The sequence below is a fragment of the Glutamicibacter sp. AGC46 genome (genome assembly GCF_053543715.1).
In genome coordinates, this window is record NZ_JBLVOJ010000011.1 from 24830 (window position 1) to 36820 (window position 11991).

Below are 11991 nucleotides of genomic sequence, written 5' to 3' on the forward strand. Positions count from 1 at the left end.
CGGGCCCCTCTTGCTGGTGAGCTGCTAACCGCGCAGCACGACCTCGACTTCTTCCATCTGCTGGCCGGCAGGGTACTGGCCGTTGAACAGCTTCGAACCTGCCTCGGTGAGCACTGCCGAGAAGCGGGTCTTGACCAGGCCGAAAGCGTTCGAAACGCTGGTTTCGGTGAGCTCCGCAATGGCAACGCGTTCGCCGGCCTCGTCGATCGTGAGGCTGATGTTCTCGTCATGGTTCACGATGCGCGGTTCAAAGAGATCCAGCTTCATCATGCCGCCGTGCCCGGAGAAGGACACACGCCCGTTGAACCAGATTTCGTTTTCCGGTACCTCTGCAGCGGGGGAGACGGGGAACGCCAACGCGTTGCCTGCCTGCCATACCCCGTTGGCTGCTTCAATGCGTCCGTCGGCGAGGGAAGAAATATAGCTCACGAACGAGGTTTTCAGACCCCATTCAAGATGCGGCTGGAACGGATCGCCTGCTGGCGCACCACTTCCGGTCATTGTCTTTTCCCTCCACAGGATATCGGCGTGAAAATATGCTGTGGCCAGTATTTCATACTGGAGTTGGATCATGGAGACAGTTCTCTGCCAGCTAATCCTGCGTCATCTTCGGTTCAACTAGTGGACGGTAGGCAGACTGCATTGAGATCTGGGCATCCACGTAGCTGGTGCCATCGGCAAAGGCGATATCTGCTGTTGCCCACGACCCGTTCCAGTACTTGATCTCCAACTCGGTCGGGGAGTATTCCTTCTGGACATTCGCCTCGAGGTTGCTCATCGCGGTGTTGTAGCCGGTGATGCCCATGACCAGGCAGATGGCCGTTGCCACCACAGCAATTCCGGCAGAAATGAACTCGGTGCGGATGGATGCGCGTCGCGCATAAGTCTGCTCCCCGTCACGCAGGAGGGTGAAGCCCTTGCGTCGGATCAGGGCGTGGATGATCAAGGGCAACCCGATCAGCAAGAAGATCACAGAAGCCGCCAGCGACACGAGAGGAAGGCTGAAGTCCACCGGTAGATACTCATCCATGTATTTACCCTACCCATGTCAGCGGATGACTTCTAGGGTTAAATCGCCTTGCCCGGGTTCAATATGCCCTGTGGATCGAACACCGCGCGCACCCGTCGCTGCAGCGCAAGCGAGGTTTCGCCCAGCTCTTGGGCCAGCCAATCCTGCTTGAGCAAACCGATGCCGTGCTCGCCGGTGAGCGTGCCGCCCAGGCACTTGGCGAGGTGGAACATGTCTCCCAGCGCGGCCTTCGGTGAGCCGCTGGTGATGGATTGGCCTTCAGGCACCACGATGATCGGATGCAGGTTGCCATCGGCGGCATGGGCGATAGTGAAGATCGATACTCCGCGTTCATCCTCGATGCGCTGCAGGCCGGCGAAGGCTTCGGCCAAGCGATTGCGCGGCACGCCGATATCGCAGATCGAGGCGGTGCCCAGCAGCTCCATGCTCGGGATCGCCTGGCGCCGGGCTTCGATCAGCGCCTGTGCTTGCTCCTGGTCCGTGGCGATCTCGATGTGCGCGGCCAGCGGGGCGATCGCATCCTGCAGCGCCTGCATTTCCAGCTGCGCGCCGTAGCCGTCGGTCTGCGCGAGCAGCAAAGCACCGCCGCGTGATCCATGGCCAGTTCCGAGCGCCGCATCCACTGCCTTCAGGGTCTTGCCGCACATCAGCTCCAGCACCGAGGGGGCCAGCCGTTCGGCGATCACCGCCGAGGCGGCCTTTGCCGCGGTATCCTCATCGGGGAAGTAGGCGACCAAGGTGGAGGTGTGCTTGGGCTTCGGGCGCAGGCGCAGCAGTGCTTCAACCACAATGCCCAAGGTGCCTTCCGAACCGATCATCAGCGCATTCATGTCATAGCCGGCCACGCCCTTGATGGTCCGCCGTCCGGTACGCAGCAGCTGCCCGTCGGGCAGCACCACCAGCAAGCTGAGCACCGACTCGCGGGTCACCCCGTACTTGGCGCACCACATGCCGCCGGCGTTGGTGGCGATATTGCCGCCGATCGAGCAGATCGCGGTACTGGCAGGATCCGGGGCGTAGAACAGCCCGTGCTCGCCGGCGGCCTGGTTCACCGCCGCATTGAGCACGCCGGGCTGCACCACCGCGGTGGCTTCCACCGGATCGATTTCCAGGATCTTGTCCATCCGGGACAAGTCGAGCACGATCTGCCCGGCCTCGGCGCTGGCTCCTGCCGCCAGCCCGGTGCCGGCCCCGCGCGGGACGATCGTGGCGCCATGCTTGCGGGCCAACTGCATCGCCAGCACCACATCATCGATGTCCTGCGCGAAGATCACCCCGTCGGCAAAGGTCGGGGGCACATAGCCGGAGCGGTCCACGCTGGCCTGCTTGCGGTCCTGCTCATCGAGCGAGGCCCGGGGATGGGCGCATAGCACTGGACTGGTCGCCACGGTAGTCATCTCGATCTCCTTTGAATGCAGATCTGGCAGGACAGCTGAGCTGTCCTGCCAGATCGGTGCTATTGAACGAACGTGTCGGCGACGGCCAAGGCCTGCTCGAGGCGATCCAGCGCCTGAATGAGCACCTCATCCTCGATGTTCATCGCCGGCACCACATGCAGCCGGTTGAAGTTCGCGAAGGGCAGCAGCCCTGCGGCCTTCGCGGCGGCAACCACCTGGTTCATCTCCGGGCTGCTGCCTCCATAGGCGGCCAGCGGCTCGCGGGTTTCCCGGTTTTTCACCAGCTCGATCGCCCAGAACACGCCGGTTCCGCGCACCTCGCCCACGCTCGGGTGCTCGGTCGCGAACTGCGCCAGGCGCGGCCCGATGATTTCCTCGCCCAGGCGCTTGGCGTTCTCCACCATGGCCTCGTCCTCCATCGCGGTGATGGTGGCTACCGCCGCCGCGCAGGCCAGCGGGTGGCCCGAATAGGTCAACCCGCCCGGGTAGACCCGCTCGCGGAAGGTCTCGAAGATTTCCGGGCTGATCGCCACCCCGCCCAGCGGCACGTAGCCGGAATTCACGCCCTTGGCGAAGGTCAGCAGGTCCGGCACCACCCCGGCATGGTCCACCGCGAACCATTGCCCGCTGCGCCCGAAGCCGGCCATCACCTCATCGGCGATGTACACGATGCCGTGCTTCTTAGTCAGCTCGCGCACGCCCTGCAGATACCCCGGGGGCGGCAGGTAGATGCCGGCGGTACCCGGAATGCTCTCCAGGATGATCGCGGCAATGGTGCCGGGGCCTTCGAGCAGGATCGTGTCCTCCAGGTGCTTCAGCGCCCGGGCCGTTTCCTCCTCAGGGGTGCTCGAATTGAAGTAGGAGCGGTACGGGTAGGCCGGGAAGAAGCGCACCACCCCATCGGTTCCGTGATCCGAGGCGAAGCGCCGCGGATCCCCGGTGAGGTTCACCGCCAGGTGGGTGCCGCCGTGGTAGGAACGGTACGCGGAGAGCACCTTGTGCTTGCCGGTATGCAGCCGCGCCATGCGCACCGCATGCTCCACCGCATCGGCACCGCCATTGGTGAAGAAGATCTTGTCCAGCTGCCCGGGGGTGTGCTTGGCGATCAGCCGGGCCGCCTCAGAGCGCGCATCATTCACATGCTGCGGGGCGATGGTGGCCAGCTTGCCGGCCTGCTCCTGGATTGCGGCGATCACCTTGGGGTGCTGGTGCCCGATGTTCGTGTTCACCAGCTGGCTGGAGAGGTCGATCAGCGCGTTGCCCTCGCCGTCCCATACCCAGGAGCCTTCGGCCTTCAGGATGGTCATCGGGGCGAACGGCCCCTGGGCCTGCCAGGAGTGGAAGACGTGCTTGCGGTCCAGCTCGTAGGCACGCTTCCCAGCGGCGATATCCGCTGCGGAAACGCCCTGCGTCAGTGGCTGTGCCAGTGGTTCAGTCATGGGTATCAGTCATTCTGCGGGAAGCCGAGGTTGATGCCGCCGTGGCTGGGATCCAGCCAGCGCTTGGTGATCACCTTGTTGCGGGTGAAGAACTTGAAGCCCTCCGGGCCGTAGGCGTGCTGGTCGCCGAACAGCGAGGCCTTCCAGCCGCCGAAGGAGTGGTAGCCCACCGGTACCGGGATCGGCACGTTGACCCCGACCATGCCCACCTGGATCTCGTCCTCGAAGCGTCGGGCCGCGCCGCCGTCGTTGGTGAAGATCGCGGTGCCATTGCCGTACGGCGAGGAATTGATCAGCTCGATGCCCTCGTTGAAGCTCTCCACGCGCACCACCGAGAGCACCGGACCGAAGATCTCCTCGGTGTAGATGGACATGTCCGTGCCTACGCGGTCGAACATCGTCGGGTGCAGGAAGAAGCCCTCGCCATCGGCGTCCACGGTGCCGGTGCGGCCATCGAGCACCAGGTCCGCGCCGGCGTCGATGCCGGCCTCGATGTATCCGGCCACCTTCGCCTTGTGCTCGCCGGTGATCAGCGGGCCCATGTCGCAGCCGCGGGTGCCATCGCCCACGCGCAGCGTCTTGGCGCGTTCGGCGATCTTGGCCACCAGCTCATCGGCAATGGTGTCGATCGCGACGACCACGGAGATCGCCATGCAGCGCTCGCCGGCCGCGCCGAAGCCTGCGTTGACCGCCATGTCGGCGGCCAGGTCCAGGTCGGCATCCGGAAGCACCAGCATGTGGTTCTTCGCGCCGCCAAAGGCCTGCACCCGCTTGTTGTGCGCGGTGCCGGTGGAGTAGACGTACTGCGCGATCGGGGTGGAACCCACGAAGGACACCGAGTTCACGCGCGGATCGGTCAGCAGGGTGTCCACCGCCTCCTTGTCCCCGTGCACCACGTTCAGCACGCCATCGGGCAGGCCGGCCTCGGTGAACAGCTCGGCCAGCCAGTTGGCGGCCGACGGGTCCTTCTCCGATGGCTTGAGCACTACCGCGTTGCCGGCGGCGATCGCTACCGGGAAGAACCACAGCGGCACCATGGCCGGGAAGTTGAAGGGGGAGATGATGGCCGAGACGCCGACCGGCTGGCGCATGGACTGCACGTCGATGCCGGTGGAGGCGTTCTGCGAGAACTCGCCCTTGAGCAGGTAGGGCGCGTTGCAGCACAGCTCGACGACTTCCAGGCCGCGGGCCACTTCGCCCAGCGCGTCGTCCAGCACCTTGCCGTGCTCGGCGGTGATGATCGCGGCCAGCTCGCCCTTGCGCTCGGCCAGCAGCTGGCGGAAGTTGAACATGATCGCGGTGCGGCGGGCCAGCGAGGTGTCGCGCCACTTCGGGAAGGCCTCGGCGGCTGCGGCGATCGCATGCTCGGTGGTGGCCTTGGAGGCCAGCGCAACCTGGCGGGTGACCTCGCCGGTGGCGGGGTTGTAGATCTTGCCGGTGCGGTCATCGGCGGAGTAATTGGCGTTGTTGATCCAGTGCTGCAGTGTGCCGGTCAGCGTTGCGGTCATCGTATCGGCCTTTCGAAGTTGGGTGCCTGCCTTCATCATGGGTCATGGATGTGAGGGACAACACCATCACTGTGTCATGATTTAAGCACTAGTGCTGACGGAGTGTAAAAATGCTGACGGTAGACGAGGTACTGCACCTGCCGGTGGTCCAGGCCGCCGACCCCCAGGTGCTCTGCGGAACAGGGATGGACGCGCCGCTTCGCTGGGTGCACGTGACCGAATCCACCGAGAACATCGACCTGCTGCTGGGCCGCGAGCTGATCCTCACGACCCTGCGCAACGTGAGCGACGTGCGCGCCTTCATCACCGCGCTGCGCGAGGCCGGGGCCGTCGGGGTCATCATCGAGGACCTTTCCGGCGCACCGCTGGACGTCGCCGACCTGGGCCTGCCGGTCATCGCCCTGCGCACCACCACCCGCTTCGTGTCCATCACCGAGGTCATCCACCAGAAACTCGTCGCCGAGCAGCTCGAGGCCGTCCAGTTCTCCCGCACGGTGCACGAAATCTACACCGGGCTCTCGCTGACCGAGGCCGACGAAGCGCAGATCGTGGACCGCACCGCGCAGCTGCTCTCGGCCCCCGTGGTCCTGGAAGATGTCCGCCACCACGTGCTCGCCCAGTCCGGCGCGCAACTGGAACACTGGATCACCCGTTCGCGCTTCGTCGGGTTCCTGGAGCACACTGGACGCGCCACCGGCACCGAGAACTGGCTGCAGACCCCGGTCGGCGCGGTCCGCAGCCGCTGGGGGCGGCTGATCGTCCCGGCCGTGCTGGAGGACGACGACCGCGCGGCCCTGGTGCTGGAACGGGCCGGCCAGGCGCTGACCATCGCCCGCCTGTCCGGGCGCGACCAGCGCGAGCTGCTCTACCAGGCGCGCACCTCCACGCTGCACGAACTGCAGGCCGGGCACAGCTACAGCGACAAGGACATCGCCATCCGCACCCAGGCCCTGGGTCTGGCCGCCGCCCCCTACTATGTCCCGGTGGTCATCTCCCTGGCCGGTTCCGGCACGCCGACCGAAACCCAGCTGGCCGACCGCGCCCTGCTCGAAGTGCTCGACCAGCTGGCCGACACCCTGCACCTGGGCATCCTGGCAGGCTCGCTCAAGCCCGGGTACCTGGGGCTGATTCTGCCGCTGCGCGCCCGCGAGCTGCTGGACTCCACCCTGCAGGGCTTCACTCGCCGGCTGGCCGAGCAGCTCACCGCGCCGGTGGCCATCGGCGTGGGGCCCGAAGGCACCCTGGCCACCAGCATCGCCGGGCTGGAGGAAGCCGCGCAGGTCGCGCAGATCGTCCCGCACCTGCCCACCCGCGCCCAGCCCTACTACCGCTTCGCCGACCTGCGCCTGCGCGGGGTGCTCTCGGCCATGGGCAGCGACCCGAAGCTGCGCACCTTCGCGCTGGCCGAGCTCTCCGGCCTGCTCAACCCGCTCGACCTTCCCGCCCTTGACCTGCTCGATCTCTACCTGGCCCACGGCGGGAACAAAACCGCGCTGGCCAAGGCCGGCTACCTCTCGCGGCCCACCCTCTACTCCCGGCTGGCCAAGCTCGAAGCCAAGCTCGGGGTGCAGCTGGACTCCGCCGAATCCCGCGCCTCGCTGCAGGTGGCGCTGCTCTGGTACCGCATGCACGGCTGAGCTATCCACACTTGGCTCCCGGTGAGAAAACCCCGCAGGACGCCGCAGGCATCATGGGGGCATGAGCACAGAGCAGGCACAGGCGCTGAAGGACCTGGCCGACGCGGAAGAACTCATCGCATCGGCCACCGCGGTCCTTGCCGGCGGGCCATTGAGCCCCGGCCACGCGGCCTGCTTTGCGCAGCTTGCTGACAAGCTCGCCCGCCGCCAGAGCCGCACCCAGCTGCACGCCGCCCATGCGCTGCGCCGCACCGGTGCCCACAAGCTCGACCAGGAATCCTTCCAGGCCGTCACCGAGGCAGGCGAGCACCCGAGCCTCGCCGCATTCCAGGCGGCCGCCGGGCGCACCACCACTGCCCGCACGCATTTCAAGAACACGGCCGGGCTGCTGCACGGCTGGCTGGACATCCCGCGCAGCACGGTCCGCGACCGGCTGGCCCTGGTGGATTGCTTGCTGGGCGGTGTCGACGAGGCAGGGCAACCGCTGCCCGCCTGGTTGCCGGAACTGGCCGGGCAATTCGCCGACCCCGACGTGGATCCCCGGCTGGTGTCCTCGGCCGCGCTGAAACTGCATTCGGCCCGCAAGGACTTCGGCGAAGGCCAGGCCGGGTAGGCCAAGAAGGACCAGCTGCAAGCCGAATCGGCCGCCTTCATCCGCAGCGAACCCAAGGCCGCCCGCAGGCACATCAACGCACTGGTGGCGCAGGTGAAGTCCGGCCAGCGCCCGTTGCAGGCCCTGCTGGATGGGATCGGGATCTTCAAGAAGGGCATGCGCCAGGGCCTGGTCGAATACGTCCTGCGCGTCCTGCCCGCCCATGCGGCGATGATCGAAGCGTATTTCAACGCGCTGGACAACCCGGCCACCGTGGCCGGGAACCGCGAAGCCCTGGCGCACGCCGAGGCGCAGTTCACCGGTGCCCAGGGCAGCGGCTGGGATGATGAGGAATCGATGCCCGACTGGGCCAAAGACGGGGAACCTGCCGGATCGGCACCCGAGGGATCCGCCGAACCTGAAGAACCCGAAGAACCTGACAAACCTGACGAACCTGGAGAACCCGAGGAACCTGACGAACCCGAAGAACCTGAAGAGCCCGAGGAACCTGCCGGCCCGGCCGCCACCCAGTTCGAGGAGCTCAAGCCAGAACGACGCCGGCTCGTAGGATTCCTGGCCTTGCTGATGACCGACCGCAACCAGAGGGGTTCGCCAGGGAAACAACCCGGGTTGGCGGTACCGCAGGTGAGCATCATCCTGGATTACGAGAAGATGAGACGCGACGGCAAGGAATTCGCGGTCACTTCCACCGGGATCCAGCTATCCCCGGGCGAAACCAGAGCGGCATTGTGCACGGCCGGAATCTATCCGCTGGTGCTGAACGGCCAGAGCCTTCCCCTGGACCTGGGCCGCACCCAGCGGCTGTATAGCAAGGCGCAGGGCCGCGCCATCCGGGCGGCCTATCGAGGGTGCCTGTATCCGGGATGCAGCATGCCCGCCGAACGATGCGAACTGGATCATCTCGACGCGTGGGAAAAGGGCGGCAACACGGACATCGAGTCCGCGGCCTTGGGATGCATGATCCACCATATCGGCAGGCATTGCGGGTTGTTCCACGCGGTGAAGATCCCTGGATGCCGGCCGATGGCCCTGCTGTCCAAGGAACTCGACCCGCAGCAGAAACTCCGGGTGAACACCTACTGGATGACCCCGCAGGAAGCCCTGGCGGCCGATGCCCTCGCCGAGCGCATGACCGCGAAGTGGCGTGCCGGGGAACTGGACATCGAGATCGTGGAGCCCTAGTCATCCTCCGGGTAGGGCCACCGCACGTCTTTGCGAACTCCATCGGACCACTGGGCGATCCACTCTCCGGTGCCTTCGGAAACATCGCGGACCCCTGCCTCCAGCCACTGGAACTTCCCGTCCAGCAGGTCCGCGGCGATCCGTCCATCGGTACGGGTGGTGTTCTTCCAGAGCCTGTCGAAATGCTCCTCGCAGCGTTGCGCGGCCTGTTCGCAGAAGGCCAGGGCAAGATCCTGCGCCGAGTTGCGCTGGCCAGCCGGGGACTGCGGCAGCGCGGTGGTCTTGGCGATCACCGCGGACATGGCGAACAGCTCCGCGCCGATATCCACGATATGGCCCAGGAAGACCTGCTGCTTTTCCAGCCCGGCCTGCCAGCGCGCCATCCCGGCGAACGTCTGGCGTGCCAGCCGCCGCGAGGTCCGCTCCACATAGCGCAGGTGCTTGGCCAATGGGCCGTGCTCGGCATAGGAATTCGGAAGCGAGCCTGCGCCCATCGCAAGCTTGGGCAGCCACCGGGCATAGAATCCCGAGGCATCCACCGCCGCCCGGGCCTTGTCCTGGATGCTCGACCCGGCACGCGCCAGGTCCCCGGCCGCCTGCAGGTGCGCATCCACGGCCTCGCGGGCAATCAGCAGGTGCATGATTTCGGTGGAGCCTTCGAAGATGCGGTTGATCCGCAGGTCGCGCAGCATCTGTTCGACCGGCACCGCCCGCTCGCCGCGCGCTGCCTGCGACTGCGCGGTCTCGAATCCGCGCCCGCCGCGGATCTGCAGCAGCTCATCGGCGATCGTGCAGGCAGCCTCCGAAGCCCAGAGCTTGGCCAGTGCCGCCTCGATGCGGATATCCTTCATGCCGGCATCGGCCAGCCGGGCGGACACCTCGAACACCGCTTCCAGCGCATAGCTGCTGGCCGCGATGCAGGCGAGCTTGCCGGCGACGGCTTGGTGCTTGCCGACCGGGTGGCCCCACTGCACGCGGGCCGCGGACCATTCACGGGCGATCTTCGTGGACCATTTGCCGGCCCCGGCGCACATGGCCGGGATGGACAAACGCCCGGTGTTCAGGGTGCTCAGCGCGATCTTCAGCCCCGAGCCTTCCTTGCCCAGGCGGTTGGCCGCCGGCACGCGCACCGAGCGGAACCGGGTCACCCCGTTCTCGATTCCGCGCAGGCCCATGAACTGGTTGCGGTTCTCGACGGTGATGCCCGCGGTATCGGCCTCGACGATGAAGGCGGTGATTCCTCCGCGATCTGCAGGCTCGCGGCCCAGGGCCTCATGCGGCTGCACCGCGGCCATCACCACGAGCAGCTCGGCGACCACCCCGTTGGTGGTCCACAGCTTCGCGCCATCCAGGATGTAGTGGCTGCCGTCGTGACTGAGCCGGGCTTCGGTGCCCAACCGTGCAGGGTCGGAACCGACATCGTTCTCGGTGAGCAGGAAGGCGCTGATGGCTCCTGCCGCGCAGCGCGGCAGGTACTCGCGTTTTTGCTCCTCGGTGCCGAAGGACTTCACCGGCTCGGGGACGCCGATGGACTGGTGGGCCGAGAGCAGCGCGCCGATGGCCGGGGAAACCACGCCGACGCGCATCAGCGCCCGGCCGTAGTCCAGCAGGCTCAGCCCCAGTCCGCCGTATTCAATCGGGATCTTCATGCCGAAGGCGCCGATGCGGCGCAGCTGGGCAATATATTCGCCGGGGATGCGCGCCTGGGCTTCGATGCGTTCCGGGTCGATGCCATCGAGGACCGCTTCGAGCTGCGGCAGGAATTCCTGTCCGCGTTCTGGATGCAGGGCGCTGGGCAATGGTTCGATCAGGGAGAAGTCCACGGCCCCCATGTACAGGCCCTTGGCGAAGCTGGGCCGGTCGAACTGCTCGCGGGACTCCTCGGCGACTTGCCTGGATTTGTCGGCGTTGATTTGCATGGCGATCCCCTTTGGCTCGGCGATCGGCCGCGGCGCCATCGCCTGGTGGCACCAGCGTAGCTGCCAAACCCCGGGGTTGCTAGAGCGCGTGCAGGTGGCCGCGGGTCGCCTGGCCGGCGTCGTGCAGGTTCTCTCCTTCGAGCAGCACGAACGCCTGCCCGAAGGTCAGCTCATGGATCTGCGATGCGGTTTGCCCTAATTCGCGGGCGATCCGTGCGGTGCTGGCCCGATGGTCGCGCTGCAGGGAGGGGAAGACCAGGGAGAAGACCCGGGAGACCAGCTGCTGGTGCTCCTGGGCCGGTTCCAGCGCCAGCTCCTGGGACAACCACTGGTAGGCGCCTTCGCCCAGCAAGCCGCGGGCACGCGAATGCGCGAGGATCACCTGGGCCGGTGCACCGAACTGCTCTTCGAGTGCCAGCAGCTGCGGGATCTGCAGGGAATCGGAGACCCGCACCTGCAGGGACAGGGAGGGCAGGAGCAAGCGTGCCGCGAATTCGTCGGCTTCGCGTTCCGCGGCGGCCACCTGCTCGCGGTTCTCGCCCAGCGAGGAGTGCATCAGCAGATGCCCCAGCTCGTGGGCCATCGCCAGGCGCTGTGCATTGCGGCTGCCGGCGGCCAGAAAGATGAAGGCCTGCTCGTCTTCCCAGAAGCTGAAGGTCTTGACCGCTTCGAGCGAGGCCGGCAGGCTCAGCACCCGCACCCCGCGGGCTTCGAGCAGATGCAGCAGATCGGGCAGCGCGCCGCATCCCAGATCCCATTCGGTGCGCAGATGCGCGGCGGCATCTTCCGGGGTGAAGCCGCACAGCTCGGGGATCCCGGTGTGCGGGAGCCGGAAGTTGCGCGTGATCAGGTTGTAGAGTTCCACGCCGTTGCGGCCCAGCGCGGCTGCGGCGACTTTTTGCGCGGTGCTGGTGCGGCGCGGGGAGCGGAAGAAGATCCGCTCGGTGTCGATGCCCTGGGCCGCGGGAAGCCGGAAGAACTGCGGCGCGCAGCCCAGCGCATCGGCCAGCGCAAGGGAAAGATCCTCGGGAGCATGGGCGAGTTCGCGCTCGCAAATACCCAGCGAGGCGGCCAAGGCGGACCGGCTCAGCGCTGCACGTTCGCGTGCCAACCTGATTCTGGTCGGTTCCAAAGTCATGAGGTTCCTGCAATCTTCCAAAAGGCGATCTTGATCGTCTAATGACCTCAGACTAGTGGCCTATGCCACAAAGCACCAATTGCGTGCAGCTTCGTGAAGTAACACGCTCTGACTTGCGAAAAGGGGGG

General features: G+C 66.4%; 10 protein-coding genes. 3 read left to right on the top strand and 7 right to left on the bottom strand.

Going from position 1 to position 11991, the window contains the following annotated elements:
• Positions 1 to 24 precede the first annotated feature (24 nt).
• The 5 genes from ACNPM8_RS05210 to ACNPM8_RS05230 are packed head-to-tail and all read right to left on the bottom strand — an operon-like array spanning position 25 to position 5374.
• Positions 25 to 573 carry an HtaA domain-containing protein gene (locus ACNPM8_RS05210; RefSeq protein ID WP_105657053.1) on the bottom strand — a complete coding sequence of 183 codons (549 nt, stop codon included), beginning with the start codon at positions 571 to 573 and terminating at the stop codon, positions 25 to 27.
• 19 nt (positions 574 to 592) lie between these two features.
• Positions 593 to 1030 (bottom strand): hypothetical protein, encoded by a 438-nt coding sequence (locus tag ACNPM8_RS05215; protein ID WP_359195625.1) that lies wholly within the window; start codon positions 1028 to 1030, stop codon positions 593 to 595.
• Positions 1031 to 1068: 38 nt separating this feature from the next.
• On the bottom strand, positions 1069 to 2427 hold the full coding sequence (locus ACNPM8_RS05220; protein WP_359195622.1) for an FAD-binding oxidoreductase: 1359 nt from the start codon (positions 2425 to 2427) through the stop codon (positions 1069 to 1071).
• A 59-nt stretch (positions 2428 to 2486) separates the two neighbouring features.
• Positions 2487 to 3866: an aminotransferase class III-fold pyridoxal phosphate-dependent enzyme gene (locus tag ACNPM8_RS05225; RefSeq protein ID WP_448939423.1), complete on the bottom strand. Its 1380-nt coding sequence runs from the start codon at positions 3864 to 3866 to the stop codon at positions 2487 to 2489.
• Between the two features lie 5 nt (positions 3867 to 3871).
• Positions 3872 to 5374 (bottom strand): CoA-acylating methylmalonate-semialdehyde dehydrogenase, encoded by a 1503-nt coding sequence (locus ACNPM8_RS05230; protein WP_448939424.1) that lies wholly within the window; start codon positions 5372 to 5374, stop codon positions 3872 to 3874.
• Positions 5375 to 5484: 110 nt separating this feature from the next.
• Here ACNPM8_RS05230 and ACNPM8_RS05235 point away from each other — a divergent pair, with 110 nt between their 5' ends.
• The 3 genes from ACNPM8_RS05235 (at position 5485) to ACNPM8_RS05245 (ending at position 8806) form a co-directional block, all read left to right on the top strand.
• Positions 5485 to 7011 carry a PucR family transcriptional regulator gene (locus tag ACNPM8_RS05235; protein ID WP_448937269.1) on the top strand — a complete coding sequence of 509 codons (1527 nt, stop codon included), beginning with the start codon at positions 5485 to 5487 and terminating at the stop codon, positions 7009 to 7011.
• Positions 7012 to 7072: 61 nt separating this feature from the next.
• Positions 7073 to 7624, top strand: coding sequence for a hypothetical protein (locus ACNPM8_RS05240; RefSeq protein ID WP_448939425.1), 552 nt, complete (start codon positions 7073 to 7075; stop codon positions 7622 to 7624).
• Between the two features lie 84 nt (positions 7625 to 7708).
• The gene (locus tag ACNPM8_RS05245) at positions 7709 to 8806 is read left to right on the top strand and encodes an HNH endonuclease signature motif containing protein (protein WP_448939426.1); all 1098 of its coding nucleotides are present in this window, start codon (positions 7709 to 7711) and stop codon (positions 8804 to 8806) included.
• Here ACNPM8_RS05245 and ACNPM8_RS05250 read toward each other — a convergent pair.
• Positions 8803 to 10725, bottom strand: coding sequence for an acyl-CoA dehydrogenase family protein (locus ACNPM8_RS05250; RefSeq protein WP_448939427.1), 1923 nt, complete (start codon positions 10723 to 10725; stop codon positions 8803 to 8805). The two genes, ACNPM8_RS05245 and ACNPM8_RS05250, sit on opposite strands and share 4 nt — an antisense overlap.
• Positions 10726 to 10804: 79 nt before the next feature.
• Positions 10805 to 11863 (bottom strand): ImmA/IrrE family metallo-endopeptidase, encoded by a 1059-nt coding sequence (locus tag ACNPM8_RS05255; RefSeq protein ID WP_448939428.1) that lies wholly within the window; start codon positions 11861 to 11863, stop codon positions 10805 to 10807.
• Positions 11864 to 11991 lie beyond the last annotated feature (128 nt).